The 18,655-nt window shown below is 38.8% G+C and carries 23 protein-coding genes; 10 read left to right on the plus strand and 13 right to left on the minus strand.

What is annotated here, in order from left to right; all coding sequences use genetic code 11:
• The 4 genes from hemJ to glmM form a co-directional block, all read right to left on the minus strand.
• Entirely contained in the window at window positions 1-435 is a 435-nt protein-coding gene (hemJ, locus tag CDOMF_RS00665; protein WP_260951994.1) for a protoporphyrinogen oxidase HemJ, read from the minus strand.
• A 12-nt stretch (window positions 436-447) separates the two neighbouring features.
• Window positions 448-810, minus strand: a complete 363-nt coding sequence (locus tag CDOMF_RS00670) for an NINE protein (protein WP_260951995.1) — start codon at window positions 808-810, stop codon at window positions 448-450.
• A gap of 109 nt (window positions 811-919) precedes the next feature.
• On the minus strand, window positions 920-1,363 hold the full coding sequence (gene lspA, locus CDOMF_RS00675) for a signal peptidase II (RefSeq protein WP_260951996.1): 444 nt from the start codon (window positions 1,361-1,363) through the stop codon (window positions 920-922).
• Window positions 1,356-2,699, minus strand: a complete 1,344-nt coding sequence (glmM, locus tag CDOMF_RS00680) for a phosphoglucosamine mutase (RefSeq protein ID WP_260951997.1) — start codon at window positions 2,697-2,699, stop codon at window positions 1,356-1,358. Before glmM ends, lspA begins: the two co-directional genes overlap by 8 nt.
• Window positions 2,700-2,880: 181 nt before the next feature.
• On the opposite strand from glmM, the gene rpsT reads away from it, so the two are divergent.
• Together rpsT and prfA are read left to right on the plus strand one after the other, a co-directional pair.
• Window positions 2,881-3,153, plus strand: a complete 273-nt coding sequence (gene rpsT / locus CDOMF_RS00685; protein ID WP_260951998.1) for a 30S ribosomal protein S20 — start codon at window positions 2,881-2,883, stop codon at window positions 3,151-3,153.
• A 15-nt stretch (window positions 3,154-3,168) separates the two neighbouring features.
• The gene (gene prfA, locus CDOMF_RS00690; RefSeq protein WP_260951999.1) at window positions 3,169-4,236 is read left to right on the plus strand and encodes a peptide chain release factor 1; all 1,068 of its coding nucleotides are present in this window, start codon (window positions 3,169-3,171) and stop codon (window positions 4,234-4,236) included.
• A 9-nt stretch (window positions 4,237-4,245) separates the two neighbouring features.
• Here the strand turns inward: prfA and CDOMF_RS00695 are convergent, their stop codons facing one another.
• Both CDOMF_RS00695 and CDOMF_RS00700 read right to left on the minus strand, forming a co-directional pair.
• A complete protein-coding gene (locus tag CDOMF_RS00695; RefSeq protein ID WP_260952000.1) occupies window positions 4,246-4,497 on the minus strand; it encodes a replication/maintenance protein RepL in 252 nt (83 codons plus the stop codon).
• A complete protein-coding gene (locus CDOMF_RS00700; RefSeq protein ID WP_260952001.1) occupies window positions 4,494-4,853 on the minus strand; it encodes a diacylglycerol kinase in 360 nt (119 codons plus the stop codon). The genes CDOMF_RS00695 and CDOMF_RS00700 overlap by 4 nt, the downstream gene beginning before the upstream one ends.
• Window positions 4,854-4,943: 90 nt before the next feature.
• Between CDOMF_RS00700 and CDOMF_RS00705 the strand changes: the two genes are divergently transcribed.
• Window positions 4,944-5,702 carry an exodeoxyribonuclease III gene (locus CDOMF_RS00705; RefSeq protein ID WP_260952002.1) on the plus strand — a complete coding sequence of 253 codons (759 nt, stop codon included), beginning with the start codon at window positions 4,944-4,946 and terminating at the stop codon, window positions 5,700-5,702.
• Between the two features lie 25 nt (window positions 5,703-5,727).
• Window positions 5,728-6,600, plus strand: coding sequence for a pirin family protein (locus CDOMF_RS00710; RefSeq protein WP_260952003.1), 873 nt, complete (start codon window positions 5,728-5,730; stop codon window positions 6,598-6,600).
• 27 nt (window positions 6,601-6,627) lie between these two features.
• On the opposite strand, the gene CDOMF_RS00715 is transcribed toward CDOMF_RS00710, so the two are convergent.
• Entirely contained in the window at window positions 6,628-7,206 is a 579-nt protein-coding gene (locus CDOMF_RS00715) for a manganese efflux pump MntP (protein ID WP_260952004.1), read from the minus strand.
• Window positions 7,207-7,422: 216 nt separating this feature from the next.
• Between CDOMF_RS00715 and CDOMF_RS00720 the strand changes: the two genes are divergently transcribed.
• Both CDOMF_RS00720 and CDOMF_RS00725 read left to right on the plus strand, forming a co-directional pair.
• Window positions 7,423-8,169 carry a DUF4197 domain-containing protein gene (locus tag CDOMF_RS00720; protein ID WP_260952005.1) on the plus strand — a complete coding sequence of 249 codons (747 nt, stop codon included), beginning with the start codon at window positions 7,423-7,425 and terminating at the stop codon, window positions 8,167-8,169.
• A gap of 26 nt (window positions 8,170-8,195) precedes the next feature.
• Window positions 8,196-9,077 carry a DMT family transporter gene (locus CDOMF_RS00725; protein WP_260952006.1) on the plus strand — a complete coding sequence of 294 codons (882 nt, stop codon included), beginning with the start codon at window positions 8,196-8,198 and terminating at the stop codon, window positions 9,075-9,077.
• Between the two features lie 2 nt (window positions 9,078-9,079).
• Here CDOMF_RS00725 and CDOMF_RS00730 read toward each other — a convergent pair whose 3' ends face one another.
• From CDOMF_RS00730 to CDOMF_RS00745, 4 genes are read right to left on the minus strand one after another with little or no spacing between them, the layout of a single operon-like run.
• Window positions 9,080-9,877: a metal ABC transporter permease gene (locus tag CDOMF_RS00730; protein ID WP_260953103.1), complete on the minus strand. Its 798-nt coding sequence runs from the start codon at window positions 9,875-9,877 to the stop codon at window positions 9,080-9,082.
• A complete protein-coding gene (locus CDOMF_RS00735; protein ID WP_260952007.1) occupies window positions 9,871-10,647 on the minus strand; it encodes a metal ABC transporter ATP-binding protein in 777 nt (258 codons plus the stop codon). Before CDOMF_RS00735 ends, CDOMF_RS00730 begins: the two co-directional genes overlap by 7 nt.
• Window positions 10,644-12,089: a HoxN/HupN/NixA family nickel/cobalt transporter gene (locus CDOMF_RS00740; protein WP_260952008.1), complete on the minus strand. Its 1,446-nt coding sequence runs from the start codon at window positions 12,087-12,089 to the stop codon at window positions 10,644-10,646. The genes CDOMF_RS00735 and CDOMF_RS00740 overlap by 4 nt, the downstream gene beginning before the upstream one ends.
• The gene (locus CDOMF_RS00745) at window positions 12,089-12,979 is read right to left on the minus strand and encodes a metal ABC transporter solute-binding protein, Zn/Mn family (protein ID WP_260952009.1); all 891 of its coding nucleotides are present in this window, start codon (window positions 12,977-12,979) and stop codon (window positions 12,089-12,091) included. Before CDOMF_RS00745 ends, CDOMF_RS00740 begins: the two co-directional genes overlap by 1 nt.
• Window positions 12,980-13,098: 119 nt before the next feature.
• Here CDOMF_RS00745 and CDOMF_RS00750 point away from each other — a divergent pair, with 119 nt between their 5' ends.
• Window positions 13,099-13,449: a Fur family transcriptional regulator gene (locus CDOMF_RS00750; protein WP_260952010.1), complete on the plus strand. Its 351-nt coding sequence runs from the start codon at window positions 13,099-13,101 to the stop codon at window positions 13,447-13,449.
• Here CDOMF_RS00750 and CDOMF_RS00755 read toward each other — a convergent pair.
• The gene (locus CDOMF_RS00755; protein ID WP_260952011.1) at window positions 13,446-13,853 is read right to left on the minus strand and encodes an acyl-CoA thioesterase; all 408 of its coding nucleotides are present in this window, start codon (window positions 13,851-13,853) and stop codon (window positions 13,446-13,448) included. The genes CDOMF_RS00750 and CDOMF_RS00755 overlap by 4 nt on opposite strands.
• A gap of 54 nt (window positions 13,854-13,907) precedes the next feature.
• Here CDOMF_RS00755 and CDOMF_RS00760 point away from each other — a divergent pair, with 54 nt between their 5' ends.
• The 3 genes from CDOMF_RS00760 (at window position 13,908) to CDOMF_RS00770 (ending at window position 17,996) form a co-directional block, all read left to right on the plus strand.
• Window positions 13,908-14,627, plus strand: a complete 720-nt coding sequence (locus CDOMF_RS00760) for a class I SAM-dependent methyltransferase (protein WP_260952012.1) — start codon at window positions 13,908-13,910, stop codon at window positions 14,625-14,627.
• Window positions 14,628-14,745: 118 nt separating this feature from the next.
• Window positions 14,746-15,546 carry a cytochrome-c peroxidase gene (locus CDOMF_RS00765; RefSeq protein WP_260952013.1) on the plus strand — a complete coding sequence of 267 codons (801 nt, stop codon included), beginning with the start codon at window positions 14,746-14,748 and terminating at the stop codon, window positions 15,544-15,546.
• Window positions 15,543-17,996, plus strand: a complete 2,454-nt coding sequence (locus CDOMF_RS00770) for an EAL domain-containing protein (protein ID WP_260952014.1) — start codon at window positions 15,543-15,545, stop codon at window positions 17,994-17,996. Before CDOMF_RS00765 ends, CDOMF_RS00770 begins: the two co-directional genes overlap by 4 nt.
• On the opposite strand, the gene CDOMF_RS00775 is transcribed toward CDOMF_RS00770, so the two are convergent.
• Window positions 17,986-18,537, minus strand: coding sequence for a DUF1523 family protein (locus CDOMF_RS00775; RefSeq protein ID WP_260952015.1), 552 nt, complete (start codon window positions 18,535-18,537; stop codon window positions 17,986-17,988). The genes CDOMF_RS00770 and CDOMF_RS00775 overlap by 11 nt on opposite strands.
• Window positions 18,538-18,655: the final 118 nt, after the last annotated feature.

The following is an 18,655-nucleotide window of genomic DNA, read 5'->3' on the forward strand; positions in this document are numbered from 1 at the left end:
TTAAAACGGTTTATAGACCATCATCCAGATGATGATAACCATGGCTATAGTAGGCACCTCGTTGTATGCGCGAAAGAACATGCCTGATTTGTTACAGCGTTTTTCGCGAAGTAGCTTCATATATCTGCCAAGATCAAGATGATATATCGCTAGTAGCACTACAACGGCAAGTTTTACATGTACATATCCGCTTTTAAGTAGATCCGGGATCGCCACGAGTATCAAAATTCCCGTTAAAAACGTGCCGATGATAGAAACCCAGCCCACATAGTGATACATCTTATACTCTTGAACCTCGACGACCTTTACGAAGTCGGGTTTATCCATATGCTCTGCGTGATATACGTATAGGCGCGGTTGATAAAACAGCACAGCCATCCACGATATGAACGCCAAGTAGTGAAAATACTTAATCAGATTATAGTATTCCGCCATTTGTTCTCCTTTTTATCTAAATAAAATTTCTTTTCTAGCTTCAAATTCGGCTTTGCTTATCCTGCCCTCTTCATAGAGCTCATAAAGGCGCTTAAGCTGAGCCTCGAGATCTTGCTTTTTAAGCTCGTGTTTAAGCTCATCTTTTTGCATGTTTTTCTCTACATAAACACCCGTTAGGTAGATATCAAACAGCCACCAGATACCCCAAATCAGCCAAAACAGCCAACCTATCAGTATCCAATATGTCATCGAGCCCATAAAAAACAGCGTCATCATAAAAAATCCGCTGATAAATTTGCCAAGATATATACGATGCGCTCCAAACCAGCCGCAAAACAGCCAAAGCGCATAAGCGATATATACGTTATTTCCCATTTTTCACCCTTTTTTTAAATTTTATAAATTTAAGCGATTTTGCATCAAAATTTATAAAATTTAAATGTTCTTTTTGCCATTTTTAAGACCCGCACGGCTTCATTTGTTGCTACCTTTTTGGCTTTTTAAAGCTCTGCCACAAGATAATACAAACCGCAACATCAATCATAACATCTGCAAGGTTAAAAATAGCAAATTCAAACCACTTATGCCAATACACATAATCCACAACCCCGCCGTGCACGAAGCGATCAAGGATGTTTGAGCTTCCCGCACCAAGCAAAATTCCAATAGCTATAGTGTGATCTTTTAAAATCTCTTTTTGCCAGACAAGATATGCAAAAACGGCTACAATAAGAGCTACTTGGATAAATTTAAGCCACTCGCCAAGGCTTGCAAACATCGAAAATGCAACACCTTTGTTAAAAGCAAGGACTAAAGAGAAGTATTCGCCCTGCCAACTAAAGCCGCTTAAGAAAATTTGCTTAACAAGCTGATCGGCTATAAAAACGACAAAAAAAGCGGCAAAAAATTTGATCAAAACTCTATTCATTTAGAGCTTTTGTAAAAAATTTCTCAACCTCGTCCATTTGTTTTTGCACCTTTTCAGGGCATTTTCCTTCAAGTAAAAGGCGGATCAAATTTTCAGTTCCCGAGTAGCGAAATAGCGGTCTAATGCCATCTTTTTTAAGGCTTTCTTCAAGCTCTTTTAGCCCTTTTATGCTCTCAAGCGGTTTTTTGTCTGCGATTTTTAAATTTAGTAAAATTTGCGGATAAGGCTTGATTTTAGCTAAAACTTCGCTTGCTTTCTTGCCTTTAGTTAGCATGCAGGCGATAAACTGCATCGCAGCCACGAGCGCGTCGCCTGTTTTAGCGTAGTCTGAAAAGATTATGTGCCCGCTTTGCTCGCCGCCGAAATTTATACCGCTTTCTTGCATCATCTCAAGGACGTATTTATCGCCCACATTTGCACGAAGTAGCTTGATCTTGTGCTTTGCGAGATAGTCCTCAAGTGCTGCGTTACTCATCACGGTTGCTACGACTCCGCCGCCTTTTAGGGCTTTATTTTCATGAAGATACATCGCAAGCACACCAAGAAGCGCGTCTCCGTTTGCTACTTCTCCAGTTTCATCAACCACGACAAGCCTGTCTGCGTCTCCATCAAAAGCAAGTCCGATATCAGCTCTTAATCTCACTACTTCGCTTGCCAAATTTTGCGGATATAGCGCGCCGCAGTTTAAATTTATGTTGCTTCCGTTTGGCTCATCGTTTATCACGATAGTCTCTGCTCCAAGCTCGTTAAATATGGTCGGCGCCACCCTGTAAGCCGCACCGTTGGCCACGTCTAAAACGACTCTTAGCCCGTGAAGCGTTAAGGATTTCGGGAAGGAATTTTTGATATGAACGATGTAGCGACCGATAACATCATCGATCCTTTTTGAGGCTCCAATTTCAAGCATGTGCTTTTGGCTTTGCGCGATTAGCTCGTCGTTAAAATAGATTTTTTCTATCTCGGCTTCAGCCTCTTCGGTTAGTTTGTTGCCGTGTTTATCAAAAAATTTGATGCCGTTATCGTAGTATGGATTGTGACTCGCGCTTATCATTATACCCGCATCACAGCGCATATCTTCGGTAAGAAATGCGATCGCAGGCGTTGGCATAGGACCGATTTGGCGCACGTTATAGCCAACCGCCGTAAGCCCCGCAACGATGGCTGTTTCTATCATATATCCGCTTCTTCTAGTGTCTTTGCCAAGTAAGATGGTATTGGTAACTTGAGCAAATTTACGAAAGTAAATTCCAGCAGCCATCGCCAGCCTCATGGAAGTTTGTGCAGATAGCTTTGCTCCCGCCTTGCCTCTAACTCCGTCGGTACCGAATAGTTTCATATTTATCCTTCATGATTTAAAAGCTGTTTTGCCTTATCTGTGATAAAATTTGTTGTATTCTATCAAAATTTCACAAATTTAAATACGTGAATTTTGACTGCTTTAAATTTCACTTAAATTAAGCGCTATTTAAAACTAAATTTTATATAATCACGGACTAAAATTATGAAAAAGGTATATTATGGCAAACCATAAATCTGCTGAAAAAAGAGCTAGACAGACGATAAAAAGAACAGAGAGAAACAGATTTTATCGCACAAGACTTAAAAACATAACAAAAGCTGTGCGTGTAGCTGTTGAAGCTGGTGATAAAGAAGCTGCACTAAACGCATTAAAAGAGGCAAATAAAAGCCTACACAGCTTTGTAAGCAAAGGATTTTTGAAACAACAAACAGCTTCACGCCGTGTTGGACGCTTGGCGAAGCTTGTAAACACTCTAAACACAGCTGCTTAATCACTAAAATTTTAAATGTTAGCTGACAAACTGCAACCGTTTTTGGATCGCTACGACGAGCTATCTCGCCTGCTAAGCGATCCATCTATCACCCAAGACATCGCAAATATGACCAAGCTCTCCAAAGAGCAATCAAGTATAGAAGATATCAGAAATGCCTCTAAAGAGTATTTACAAATTTTAGCCGACATTGACGAAAACAAACTTCTACTTGATGACGACGAGCTTGGCGAGCTTGCTAAAGATGAGCTAAAGAGCCTTGAAATCCGCAAAGCCGAGCTTGAAGAAGAGATAAAAATACTTCTGCTTCCAAAAGATCCAAACGACGATAAAAACATCTTCCTTGAAATTCGTGCAGGAACCGGTGGAGATGAGGCGGCGCTATTTGTGGGCGATCTTTTTAACGCTTATGTGCGCTATACCGAACTTCGCGGATACAAATTTGAAGTAGTAAGCCAAAGCGAAGGCAACACAGGCGGCTTTAAAGAGATTATCTTGCTCGTAAAAGGAAACGGCGCATATTCAAGGCTAAAATACGAAGGCGGAACTCACAGAGTTCAGCGCGTGCCAGAGACTGAAAGCCAAGGCAGAGTGCACACTTCGGCCGTAACCGTTGCGATCATGCCAGAGGTTGAAGATAGCGAGATAGAGATAAATCCAAACGACTTAAGAATCGACGTTATGCGAAGCTCGGGGCACGGGGGACAAAGTGTAAATACAACTGATAGTGCCGTGCGTATCACACATATCCCAACGGGACTTGTCGTAACCAACCAGGACGGAAAAAGCCAGCATAAAAACAAAGATGCTGCGATGAAAGTACTTAAAGCTCGACTTTATGAGATGCAAGAGGCCGAGCGCCTTGCAAAAGAGACTAGTGAGCGCAAGAGTCAAGTAGGCACAGGAGATAGAAGCGGTCGAATTCGCACCTACAACTTCCCGCAAAATCGCATAAGCGACCACCGCATAAATTTAACGCTTTATAGACTGGATGCGATCATGGCCGGCGGGCTTTTTGACGAGATAATAGAGCCTCTTATCGCTCATCATCAAGCCGAAGCCATCGCCGCTGCAGGGCTTTAATAGCAAATTTTAATCAGAGTCAGATTTTAAATTCTTAAATCTATAAAGTCCGTTTTTAACTCGTTCGAAAATTTTTCTATTTTCAAGAAGTTTGATTGTCTCTATCACGGTTGGCTTGCTTGAGTTTGTAGCTTTGCAAATTTTGGAAATTGTGAAATTTATAAGTCCGTTTTCATCTAAATTCTGGATAAAAAACTCAATTATCTCAAATTTCTTTTCGCCCACCAAAATGCCAAAAATTTCTCTCTCAAGCGCGTTCAAAATTTATCCCAAATAGCATATATCCACACTCCTGCACAAAGTGTGTTGCATATCATTACAGCCGTGCTTCCGGCGTCTTTTGCCGCGCCTGCAAGCGGATGGATATCAGGGCTTGCAAGATCTACAACTCGCTCGATGGCTGAGTTTATACACTCGCAAACCAGCACCAAAACCATGCTAAAAATTAAAAACATATTTAAAACCGCGCCAAATTTCCAGAAAAAAAGCGAGATAAAAGCAAGCGAAAATATATAAATTTCAAGCCTAAAGCTACTTTCGTTTTTAAAAATTTCCTTTAGCCCCTTAAGTGCGTAACTCCAGTTTTTAAAGAATTTGTATTGCGGTTGATTTCTCAAATTTTGACCTTAAATTTTTGAGTTATTATATCAAAATAGGCTCTTAAATTTAGGTTTGATGCGTATAATTGCAACTAAAAAGGACTAAATTTGAAACTTGTTTCGTGGAATGTAAACGGTCTTCGTGCGGTTGCTAGTAAGGACGGATTTGGCTGGCTTAATGAGGTTAAGCCTGATTTTTTGGGACTTCAAGAGATTAAGGTAAAAGAATCAGACGTGCCTAGCGATATCTATAAGCTGGGCTTTAGCGATGTGAGCTTAAATTCAGCCGTTCGCGCAGGGTATTCGGGCGTGATGAGCCTTAGTAAATTTCCGGTAGCTACATTAAAATCGCAGTTTTTTAACGACGATGAAGGGCGAGTTTTGGAGCACAGATTTGGCAATATCGTGCTTTTTAACATCTACTTTCCAAACGGACAAAAGGACGATGAGAGGCTAGCTTACAAGATGGACTTTTACGCGAAATTTTTAGCCTACTGTAACGAGCTTGTGCGCAAGGGTAAGGACGTGATATTTTGCGGCGATGTAAATACCGCTCACCGCGAGATAGATCTTAAAAATCCAAAGGCGAATTCCAAGACTTCGGGCTTTTTGCCGATTGAGCGAGCGTGGATAGATGAGGTTATAAAACACGGATTTATAGATACTTTTCGCGAAATTCACGGCGATAAAGAGGATGCTTACTCGTGGTGGAGCTACCGCTTTAACGCTAGAGCTAAGAACGTAGGCTGGAGGATTGATTATTTTTTCATTTCGGCAAGTCTTAAAGAGCGCCTAAAAGATGCGTTTATACTAAGCGATATAACAGGAAGCGATCACTGCCCTGTGGGAATTGAGATAGATATTTAGGTTACCAAGCAATTAGTGATAAAAGATGAGAAAAGTTAATAAAATTTACAAGCCAAACGCAGCACATTGGGTCGGAGACGGCTTTTTGGTTCAGCCGCTTTTTACTCATATGGGTGAAAATCGCGGAACTGATCCGTTTTTGATGCTTGATTATGTCGCGCCTATGGTTTTTAAGCCAAATTTGACCGACCATCCAAGAGGAGTCGGACGCCATCCGCACAAGGGCTTTGAGACCGTTACTATCGCTTATAGCGGCGAGGTCGCGCACAAAGACTCAAGCGGTGGCGGCGGAGTGATAAGAGCGGGCGACGTGCAGTGGATGACTGCCGGTGCTGGTATCGTGCATGAGGAGTTTCATTCGCAGGATTTTAGGGCATCGGGTGGGCTTTTTGAGATAGTGCAGCTGTGGGTAAATTTGCCAAGCAGATACAAAAACACGCCGCCAAAATACCAGCATCTCTCGCGTGAAAATATCCCTGTAGTAAAATTTGCAGACGGTGCAGGTCAGGCTAGGGTAATAGCAGGAGAGTTTGAAGGTGTGCAAGGCGCGGCAAATACGTTTACACCGATAAATGTATGGGACGTTACTATAAATTCGCTCAAAGAAGCAAGCATAAATGTGCCTGCTACTCACACACTTTTTATAGTTGTGCTAAGAGGCGAAGTAACTTTTAACGGTAGCGAAAGTGCAAGCGAGGCAAGGCTCGTAAATTTTGAAGTAAACGGCGGCGAGGTGAAAGTAAAAGCGGGCAAAGAGGACGCTAAAATTTTGCTTCTTTCAGGCGAGCCTATAAACGAGCCCGTTGTCGGATACGGACCTTTTGTAATGAACACAAGAGATGAAATTCGCCAAGCGATTGAGGATTATAACAGCGGCAAATTCGGCGATATAAGCTAAATTTTAGCAGAACAATAAGCGTAAAATTTAAAGTAGCGCGTAAGCGGCCAAAAAGCCGTGATCTAAAAGGTGGGTTATGAGAATTTTTACGCTTATGCCTATGAGTATGACACCACCTAGAATGAGGGCTTTTTTCTCTAAAAATATGCCTAAAAATTTGCCCGCGTAGCAAGCCAAAACGCAGAGCGCAAAGCAGATGAGTCCTATCAAGATACAAGCGTAGATGATATCTATCTGCTCAAAGCTAAATGTCACGCCAACCGCCAAAGCATCGACACTCGTAGCGACCGCGCCTATGATTAAAACCTTAAGCCCAAGGTCGCTTAGGCAGGTTTCGTCCTTATATTCTCTTGCCTCAAGTATCATCTTAACGCCTAAAAATGAAAGTATGGCAAATGCGATAAAGTGATCTATGGAAGCTATAAAGCTCACAAACGCTAGTCCCAAAAAATAGCCCAAAAACGGCATCAGCGCTTGAAAAAATCCAAAGATAAAAGAGACTTTAACAACCTGCGCAATGCTTAGTGTACGGCATTTTGCACCGCTTGCGATACTGAGTGCTACGCTATCCATGGCAAGGGCAAAGGCTAAGAGTAAAAGCTCCATAAATTCTCCTAAAAAAAGGCTAATTTTACACCAAAACTAATTTTTTTAAGATTAAAATTTAGCTTTACTTTGGGTGGGTTAAATTTGGCTTTTTGCGAATGCAAATTTAGCGTATGAAGATAAATTTCAAGTGATAAAAAGCCAAATTTTAATATCATTTTATTTTGTTATGGTGCCGATTTTAGGCTTACGTGGTTAAATTTAAAGGATATCGATATGAAAAAAAGTGTGATTTTGGCACTGTTTTTTGCCTTAAGTGCTTTTGGCGCTGATTGGGGCAAGATGGTAGAAGACGGGCTTAAAGCCGTAAATCAAGCCTCAAGTAAGAGTGACTATAAAAGCATGGTAAGCTCAGCACTTGATTATGCTGTAAAAGAGCTTTCAAATGACGGATTTATCAAAAATGCCGCGGCTAAAATTCCGCTTCCGCCAAGCTTGCAAACAGCTGCAAATTTGGCTAAAAAAGTTGGCGGCGACAAGTGGGCAAACGAACTGGTTGCTTCCATAAACAAAGCCGCAAGTAGCGCAGTTCCCGGAGCTGCTGATGTCTTTTCAAAGACTATAAAAAGCATGAGCGAAACTGACGTGAAAAAGATCATGAGCGGCGGCAACGATAGCTTTACGAAATTTTTGCAACAAAACTCAAGCAAAGAGCTTGAGAAGGTATTTAAGCCGATCATCGAAAAGATGATGAGTCAAAACAGCTTCGCGACAGCCTATAACGGGCTAAATTCTTTTGTCAAAAACTCGCTTGGCAATTCCCAAAGTATGAAGTCGGTTAAGTCGGTAGCTTCAAGCCTTGGCATGGGCGAATATGTGGCAAACGAAGGCGAGGATCTAAACGGCTACATCACGAGAAAGACGCTTGATGGGCTGTTTAAGGTGATGAGCGAAAATGAAAAGTCGCTTAGAAGCGATCCGATAAACTACGGTAAAAAAGCGATTGAAAATATCTTTAAATAATTTTGGCTCAAATTTAAGCGCATAAGATGACAAAAAAGATAAAGGAATTTGGCGCCGATCTCGCACTGGTAGTAGTTGCCGTCGTATGGGGCGTGACCTTTTTGCCGATGGCTGAAGCGCTTAAGACAAATGGCGTTTTTGTCATTTTGTTTTGGAGATTTTTGATCTCAACTGCTCTAATGTCGCTGATTTCGGTTAAATTTGTTAAGAAATTTGACGCAAATTCACTTAAATTCGGCTCTTTGCTTGGAGTGTTTTTATTTGGCGGTTTTGTGCTTCAAACCTTTGCTCTTAAATACACTCTTAGCTCAACCGTCGCCTTTATCACGGGACTAAATGTCGTTTTTGTGCCTTTTATTGTCTTTTTATTTTTTAGGCAAAAAGTCTATATATATTCGTTTGTCGGTGCGTTTTTATCGGCGTTTGGGCTTTATCTGCTAAGCGATAGCGAGCTTGGCTTTGGCTTAGGCGAAATTCTCTCCGTGCTTTGCGCGGCTGCCTACTCGGTTCATATCATATTTACGGGCGTTTTTGTGCGTAGGTGCGAGCTTTATCAGATGGTTTGCGTGCAGTTTTTGGTAGTGACCGCACTATGTTTTTTTGCCTCGCTTATTTTTGATACGCATAGCGTCTTGCCTGTGGCTGATTATGCGTTTTTTAAAGCGGTTATTATAACGTCGGTGTTTGCGACTGTTTTTGCATTTTTTGTTCAGTCTGCGATGCAACGCTACACAACACCTATGAAAACGGCGCTTATATTTACTTTTGAGCCTGTAAGCGCAGGGCTTTTTGGATACTTTGTAGGCGGAGAAATTTTAAGTTCATTGCAAATTTTAGGAGCGCTACTTATACTTCTTGGTATCGTTATAAGCGAAGTTGGAAGCTACTACAAGAGCCAAAAAGCTTAAATTTAGCGCCTGTTTATAGCCGCAAATATAAAAAAGCAGATCGAAGCTATAAGGATGATACTAGCTCCGCTAGTTAAATTTGCTTCAAAGCTAAGCCAAAGCCCAGATATACAAAACGCAGCCGAGATAGCAGTAGCGTTTAGCATCATTGCGCCAAGGCGTTTAGAGAAATTTTGCGCGATATATGGCGGTATAGTAAGAAGCGCGATGACTAGGATAAGCCCCACCGCGCGTATCGTCATAACTACGCTTAGCGCCATCATGCAAACTAAAACATAGTATAAAAGCGTGGTTTTTACTCCGCGAAGCTTGGCAAATTCCGCATCAAAGCTAAGAGCTTCAAACTGCCTGTAAAGCAGCGTCACTATAAGCAAAATGACACAATCAACCGCCGCCATAAAGACTAGATCGCTATCAGGCACAGCCAAAATCGAGCCAAAAAGATAGCTCATGAGATCTACATTATATCCCGGTGTAAGATCGATAAGTATGATACCAAACGCCATACCAAACGCCCAAAGTGCGCCGATAACGGAGTCCATTTTGCTCTTATCGTTTAGCGTGATAGTGGCTATCAAAAGCGCTAGAAATATCGCAAATCCACTTGCGCCCAAAAGCGGCTCAAGCGAGAAATAAAACGCCAGCCCAAGTCCGCCGTAAGCTCCGTGCGCTATGCCTCCCGCGATGAAAACCATGCGATTTATCACCACAAGCGAGCCGATAACTCCGCATGCGATACTGACTAAAAGCCCTGCCATAAGGGCGTTTTGCATGAATTCCAAATTCAGCGCTTCTAGCATTTTTGCCCTTTGTCTAAGCTCTCGCATCCGCACTCTTTAAGCGCGATCTCAACATCGCAAAAATGCTTATGCTCTCTTGCAAGATGAGCGATAAATTCCTGCTTTGAGCGATCAGGCGTGATATCGTGCATGTGAATTTTGTGATTTACGTAGGCAACTTTAGTAGCGAAGCTAAGCGCGATATTTACGTCATGGCTTATCAAAATCACGCCGATTCCTTCTTTGTTTATCTCGCTAAGCAGGCTATAAATCGCAGCTTGCCCCTTGGTGTCAATACTTGCGGTTGGCTCATCAAGCATGAGAATTTTAGCCTTTGCACAAAGCGCTCTGGCGATATAAACTCTTTGCCTTTGACCGCCTGAGAGCTCGCCTATGCGGGAGTTTGCAAACTCGCTCATACCGACTTTTTCAAGCGCTTTCATCGCTTCTAGCTTATCCTCTTTCGTATAAAAACCGAAAATTTTCCTATCGATTCGCCCCATGAGTACCACTTCTAAAACTCTCATCGGAAAATTTGCGTTTATGAAGATGTTTTGAGGCACGTATCCTACGGCCTTGCTAACTTCGCTCGGGTTTTTGCCAAATATTTTTATTTCCCCACTTGTCGGTTTTAAAAGTCCTAGCATAAGCCGAAGCAGAGTGGACTTGCCACCGCCGTTTGGACCGATGATAGCTAGAAAATCTTTGATGTCATAGCTTAAATTTATCTTTTCAAATATCAAATTTTCATCGTATCCAAACGACAAATTCTCTATCTTAACTCCGTTCATAGCACCGAGATCCTATCTGCTATCAAAAGCATGAAAACTCCTAAGCCAAACATCACTAAAAGAGCTAAAAATTCGCAGTAAATTTTTAAATTTTTGTATTTTGAGAGCGCATTTACCTTTGTGCCAAAGACTGCTGCGATAAATATAACCAAACTCATGCCAAGCGCCATAAAAACGCCGCTCATCACGCCTATAAACCAACTATTTAAGCTAAATGCAAGTATAAAGACGATGATAGTGCCGGGACACGGCACAAGCGAGGCTGCAAGCGCTACGAACCACTCGTTTAGGCTCTTTGGCTTAGCTTCCATGGCTTTACATGTCGCACATCCGCAGTCTGCTTTGTGAGGGCTAAATTTGTAGTTGTGAACCTTTGGTTTTAGTGATTTTAACTTTGTAAATATCATATAAGCAGAGATCATTATGATGATGACGGCTGAGACCTTAGTCGTCAAATTTGCGGCCGAATTTGCCACGTGAGCGGCAAAGCTCTCAAGCAGGCTCATCGTGATCCAAACAAGCATGAGCGCGCCAAGCACGTGCAAAACTCCGATCTTAAGCGAAAATGCAAACGCTCTTAAGTAGCTGCCTCCGCTTGCGGCAAAATACGAAGTCGTAAGCAGTTTGCCATGCCCGGGACCCGCAGCGTGTAAAAAGCCGTAGATGAAGCTAAAAAGCATGATAAGAGCAAATTTTGAGGCTTCAAATGTGGTTGAGTTTTCTTTGATGAGCTCTTTTAGCTTGTCTAGAAAACCCACTGTAGTGCGCGCAAGAGAGTTAAATTTGGCTTCGTCTATGGCGTCGATCTCTTCTAAATTTTTGTTTTTTACAAGCGAGCTGAGCTCGGGTTTGTCTTTGTTTGGGACCTTTGGTTTTTGCTCGCTCATTTCAAAAAAAGCGGTGTTTAAATTTGAATTTGGCACCATAAAAATAGCTTCTGTTAGCCTGTAAGGCTCGTCGTTTGCGATTTTGAAGTTAAAAAATCCTTCGCGATCGATTATCTCAAATACAACTACGCGGCGAGGCAAAATTTCTAAATTTAGCTCCAAAACATACTCGAAATTTAGCCTGTTTTCTTCGATATAAACGCGCTGGCTCTTTGTTTTTACGAATAAATTTTCGCTCGCACCCTCGCCGTCATAAAAGCTAACCGTAGTAAGATACCCGCGCGGCACGATGTAGTCAAGCAAGGACTTTTGGACGTTCCAAGCCTCTTTTTCGTTTAGCTTTTTATCGGCGTCCTCGTCGTATCCTTGCATGGTTAGCTCGGTGAAATTTTCTGAAAACGTCCATGTTATCGTAGCTGTTTTAAGCGTGTCGCTCCAAGCGTCAAATTTGATCTGTGCGTGAGCGGTCGGCGTGTAAAGCGCGCAAAGTGCGCATGAGTAGGCGATGGACGCAAAAAGCGTTAATGCGGCCAGTATGCGCCCAAATTTCATCATTAAAGACTCTTAGCAAAAATTTCGGCTGTCTTTTTAAGCTCAGCCTCCCAGTCAAGCGGGAGCTGATCTATCTCAACTACCTTTGCACCTGTCTCTTTTGCGATTAAATTTGCCGATTTTTTAGAAAACTGAGGCGCTACGAAGATGACCTTTACGCCGTGCTCTTTTGCTTCTTCGATGATCTCTTTAAGCTGAGCGGGCTTTGGCTCTTTGCCTTCAACTTCGATAGAAATTTGCTCTAAATCATAGCGCTTTGCAAAATATCCCCAAGATGGATGATATACGATAAATTCGCGGTTTTTAAGGCTTGAAAGCTTGTCTTTAATAAATTTATCAAGCTCATCGAGTTTAACTAAAAATTTCTCGTAATTTGCGCTGTAAAGCTCTTTATGCTCGGGAAAAACTCTAACAAGTCCGTTTAGGATGTTTTTAGCCTGAGTCTTTACAAGCACAGGATCAAGCCAGATGTGCGGATCAAGCCCGTCGTGGCTGTGGCAGTGAACCTTGCCGTTGTGCTCGTGGCAATGCTCTTTTTTCTCATGTGCGTGCCCATCGTGATCGTGCTCTTGCATCGCCACTCTCTCTACTCCTTTTTGAGTAAAGATAAATTTAAGCTTTGGAAACGACTGCTGAAATTTCGGCAACCAAGCCTCTTCAAACTCAATGCCTATGGCAAAATAAAGTTTGCTGTTTTCAAGCGCTTTCATCTGCTTTGGCTTTGGTTCGTAAGTGTGCGGATCGGCTCCCGGAGAGACCATGGTGTTAATTTCAACCGTGTCGCCTGCAATTTGTTTTACGAAAAATTCTTGAGGCAGTATACTTACGCTAACGACAGGTTTTGCAAAGCACGCAAGCGCGCCAAGACATAAAAAAGCTAAAATTTTCTTCATTTCAAACCTTTTTCACAAATTTTTAGCGAAGTATAGCGAAAGCAACTTAGTTGCAAATTAACATAATATTATAGAAATTTAAGATATGATAGCGATAAATTTTAAATAAAAGGAGTGAAATGAAAGCAGTAGAGCTATTAAAAAAGCACAATATCAAACTCACTCCGCTTAGACTGCAAATTTTAAAAATTTTAGAAGAGGCGCAGTCTCCTTTGAGTTACGATGAAATTTTAAGCAAAGTAGATGCTAACAAGACGACATTTTATCGCTGTATGGATATTTTTGAAGCAAATGACATAGTGATAAAAAGCGAAAATAACCATAAAAATTTCTATGAACTATCAAACGGAGCTAAGGCGTATTTCGTCTGTGATGTATGCCATAAGATGACAAATATCAAGATGCCAAAAATAAGCCAAAATAACGTTAAAAGCGTAGTTGTAAAAGGAATTTGCGACGAGTGTTTTTAGGCTTCGTCCTCTTCGCCGTAAAGCTCCGCAAGATGATCGGGGATCGCCTTTGGACGCTTTTTGTCAAGGTCAAAATATACGTAAGTGGTTATGGCTTTAGCTATGATCTTGCCGTCTTTTATAAATTCGTAAAATCTGTTTGAACTAACTTTTCTAGCCTGCTTTGTCCATGTTTTTATCTCGATCTCGTCGCCTAAATAAATTTGCTCTAAATAGTCGATTTCGTTGCGTTTTATAACCCAAGTCGAGTTGTTTTTAAGCTGCTCTTCAAATGTATCTCCCACGAAATTTGAGTGCGCAAAAGCCGCTTCTTGCATCCAGATAAGATAGTATGCGTTGTTTGCGTGGTTGTTTATGTCTATGGCCTCTTTGCCTACTTTAAATTTGTAGCTAAAAATTCTCATATTTGTCCTTTTGTTTGATACAATTGTAACTCAAATTTTTAAAAAGGCGGTTTTATGAAGAGCTCTTGGGATAAAAAAGCGGCTAATTACTCAAGATATGAGGGCGAACTTAACGAATTTCAAAGAAGATTTTTTAATAAACTTGATGAGTTTGGTATAGATTTTAATGATAAAACACTTATAGATGTAGGGTGCGGAACAGGTGTTTATACTCTGTATCTATCAAATTTGTGTAAAAACGTAACAGGACTTGATCTCTCGACTAAGATGCTTGAGTGCATGAGAGAGGATGCTGATAAATTTGGTGTGTCAAATTTAAGAGTAGTTGAGAGCAGTTGGGATGACTTTAATGAGGATAATGTTTACGATATCGCTTTTAGCACGATGAGTCCGGCGATAAACAGCATAGAAGGGCTTGATAAATTTATTCGCACCGGCAAAAAGCGAGTTTTTATGTGGTGGAATAAGCAAAGACATTCGAGTGTGCTTGAGAGATTTTATAAAATTTACGGAGAACGTCAGTGGAGCGAGAGATTGCCTTACTTTGAATACCACTTGGATATGTTAAAAATTCCTGTCAAGTCACATGTTTTTAATGAAGTGAGAACAAGGGATATAAGTCTTGAAAAAATGTATGAAGATATGATCTGGCATTTAGAGATCGGAAATCTCAAATTTAATAAACAAAAGGTAAAAGATGAGCTTTTGAGCATTTGCAAAGATGGAAAAGTAACGGAAACAGTAACATCTTCAATGAAGCTTTTGGTATTTTAGGCTATAATTTAGTAGAAATTTATTAAGCAAGGTCTTATAAGTAATGTCAAGGCTTTTTATATTATTTTTTATATTCATAGAATTTTGCCTAGCTTCACAATTTACACCTATCAAACCTTTGTATTATGATAAACAAAAGGCTGAGCTGGGTAAAAGTTTATTTCAAGATACTAGGCTTAGTGCAAGTGGAACTGATTCTTGTGAGAAATGTCATAATCTATATTGGAACTCAAGCGGCACTAGTGTAAAAAATATAAAAATATCATTTAAGCAGACATTAAATTCTCCTACTGTTTTAAATTCTGCTTTGAATTATTTATTTTTTAAAGACGGAAGAATTAAAGATATCAGAGAACAAGTGATTGAAAGCATAGTCGACATAAATCAGCTGGGTAGCAGTGAAAAGCTTGTTGTAGAAAAGGTAAGTTTAAATCCTCATTATAAACATAAATTTAAAACTCTTTATAAAGATGGGGTTACTTTCAATAATATAGTTGATGCTATAGTAAATTTTCAAAAGGCTTTATTAACTCCAAATTCAAAATTTGATAAATTTATAAGCGGAGATAAAGCTGTTTTTTCAGAAGATGAAAAAAAAGGATTTGAGCTTTTTAAAAAAGCAGGCTGTATCAATTGTCATAGCGGAGTAAATTTGGGTTCTAATGTATATTATGATATGCAGCTTGATTGTAATTTAGACCAAAATGTAACTAATATTGGCAAATATAAAGTGCCCGGACTAAGAAACATATCAAAGACCGCTCCGTATTTTTATGATGGAACCTGTTATGATTTAAGAGAGACGATAGGGCATATTGCTAACTTAAGAATGCAAAATAAAATAAATCAAGAACAAATAGAGTTGATATATAAATTTTTACTAACTCTAGATGGCGATAATCCGGAAATTTTAAAATGAGAAATAAAATTGTATTATATAAAGTTCTATTTTTAATTATGTTTTTAAATATATTTATCGGTGGAATGATAGTATATAAGGCAAACGAAAATGTAAATTCTAGCTATAGTCTAAAAGAATCAGTAATAAATTTAATAGATATAAATAGGGATATAGACTTTATGCTCGGTAAAACATTCCTATACTCTGATTATGATAGGCTTATGGAGCTTCTTGCGAATTTTGATAATGGCTTAAAAGATACTTTAAGGATGCAAAACTTACATGCTTTTAGAGAGATTGTTTCCGGTATGAAATTTTTTCAAGACATTAAGCAAACATTTAAAAAGAAAGTCGAACTTATAGATAAATTTAATTCAACCGCTATATTTGCAAATTTGATCTATGATGACATACTTTTTAGTTCGTTTGAAGAGTTAAAACAGAGTAGGTATTTTAATACTATAATGTCAAATATATTGCTATTTAAATATGACATCAATACCGATTTGAGTAAAACAAAAGAACTTGTAGCCAAAAATTTATCAGAGAATAATCTAAATCAAAATGATATTAAATTTTTAAAAAATGCTAGTAGACTTATAGAATATTATGAGAGTGCTCAAGGTATTTTTAAACGTATTCAAGAACTTTATATGGAAAAAGAGCTTAGTATATTGATGAACGGAAATAGGGCCTATATGAGCATAGCTGCTACTAATTTAAAAAATTTGACTATGTTGTTTTTTGCACTTATAGGAATATCAATATTTTTGATCTATTTGGCTTATTCAAAAACTAAGAGCATATTAAAACATCTAAATGACTTGCAACAAGCTACTGACAATAGCTTTGGCTCAATAGTTTTTACAGATCTAAATACTAAGATAAAGTATGTAAATAAGATATTTGAACAGACCACAGGCTATAATCTTGAAGAGGTTGTTGGCAAAGATGCTAATATTTTAAAATCTCACCAACATAGCAGTGAATTTTATAAAAGCATTACAAATTCCTTGAAAAATAATCAGATTTGGGAGTGTGATGAGTTAATAAGTTTAACAAAAGATAAAGATTTGTTGATAGAAAAAGTAATGTTTTTACCGTTGTTTGATGCCGATGGTAATAAGGACGGATATCTGTCGGTAAAACTTGACAAGACAAAAGAGGTTATGATAGAAAAAGAGCTTAAGGAAAAAGAAGAAAAGCTAAGAGACATGGCATTTTTTGATAACTTAACCGGCTTTGGTAGCTATTTTGCCCTCACTCAAAAGCTTAACGAGTATCCAAGCGGAATGCTTATATATGTAAATATTAGTCACTTTGTGGATTTTAGATTTTTTTACAAGACTCAAACGGTGGATCTTATTATAGAGTCCTTTGCCAAAACTATAAAGCTTTGTATAGATACTTATGATATACCAGCATCTATATATAGAGTTCAGTTAGATGAGTTTTGTATTTGGTACGACGGAGAGTCTGTCGAGAGAGATATAAAAAATATACGGGATTATTTTAAAGGAAATAATCTATCTATTGTCGTGGATGACAGAAAAGAATTTATACCAAACATCAAGATGATCATAGGTGTTAGTCTTGATAGGGACACTATTCAAACTAACCGTCTTACTCAAGCTATGCTTGCTCACTATGAGGCTACCAATAGTGGTGAACCCGTAGTGTATTATAATGAAAATAGCTCTGTAGAGCAGCAGTATTATCAAAACCAGATAATGTCAAGAATTATAGAATATGCTATATATAACGATACTGTTATAGTTGAGTGTCAGGGCATATATGATATATCTTCAGACTCAGATAGTGAGCCAAAGGCAAACTATTATGAAGTTTTGGTTCGCCTTGTGGATGAAAATGGCAAAATTCGTTATCCTGGCGAATTTTTAGATATTGCTAAGAAAATTTCTTTATATAATGATATAACTAAAAAAGTTATAGGTCATGTATTTAGACTTGTGGAGAGATTCCCTAAAATTAGATTTTCAATGAACCTATCAAATAGCGATATAGCAAATGTTCAGATTAGAGATATGATAGAGCAAAAGCTTAAAATTTGCTCATACCCAGAAAACGTCTATTTTGAAATTTTAGAATCAGAAGGTGTAGATGACTATGAGGCGGTAAATTTATTTATAAATAAAATTCATAGCTATAACTCCAAAATTTCAATTGATGATTTTGGAAGCGGATATTCTAATTACTATAGGATTTTAGAACTTGATATAGACACTATAAAGATAGACGGCTCTATCATCAAAAAGCTTCCATTTGATAAAAACGCTAGATATCTAGTTCAAACTATTATAGATTTTGCCAATAGACAAAAGTATAATGTGGTTGCCGAGTTTGTAAGCTCTCCTGAAATTTTAGCTGAGGTTAAAAAATTTGGCATAAAGTATGCTCAGGGATATCTGCTGGGTAAGCCTGTTTCGCCTGACAATATCAAGCCTTAATACCTTTGTCGAATATCTTTCTTGTAAAGAAAACGAAAAATAGAAAAGATGCGAAGATTAAAGCATAAAATATATAGCTCATAATAGGATTTGATCCGGTTTCACTGTTTTTAAGCTCTTTTATTGAAACAGCATTTCTAAATTTATCTAATACTGTTATTCTCCATCCATAGTATTTTATCTGCACTTTCTTTTGGCTTATCGCAAAACTTTGCGCCATTGCTTGAAGATCGGCTGAATTAAATTTTAAATAAAATGGAAAACCAAATCCGGTATCCTCGTTTCTATAAGTCATTACTTTTGTGCCATTTATCTCTTGAGTGTATATGAAATATACATCTCTAGTCGGTCCATCCGCAGGATTTTCTCCACTTATTAGACCGTCCTTATCCACTCTTTTTACCTCTCCTCCGGTTATCAGAGCCGTTTCGTAATGCGGAAAAGAGTAATTTACTATGATGGCTAAGATTAGATGAGCTATTAAAGCAATTGTTATTAGAAGTTTTTTGGTTGATTTGCGTAAAATTTCTTGAAAAGACATATTTTTCCTTTTTTGATTTTTTAGTATTTTACAATATAAGTGTGAATTTGATATTTTTTCAAATTAAATTCAGCAAAAATCTACTAAACAAATTTTAAAATATAAATATTATTTTTAT

It is taken from the genome of Campylobacter sp. RM16187, assembly GCF_025319965.1.
Taxonomy (GTDB): Bacteria; Campylobacterota; Campylobacteria; order Campylobacterales; family Campylobacteraceae; genus Campylobacter_A.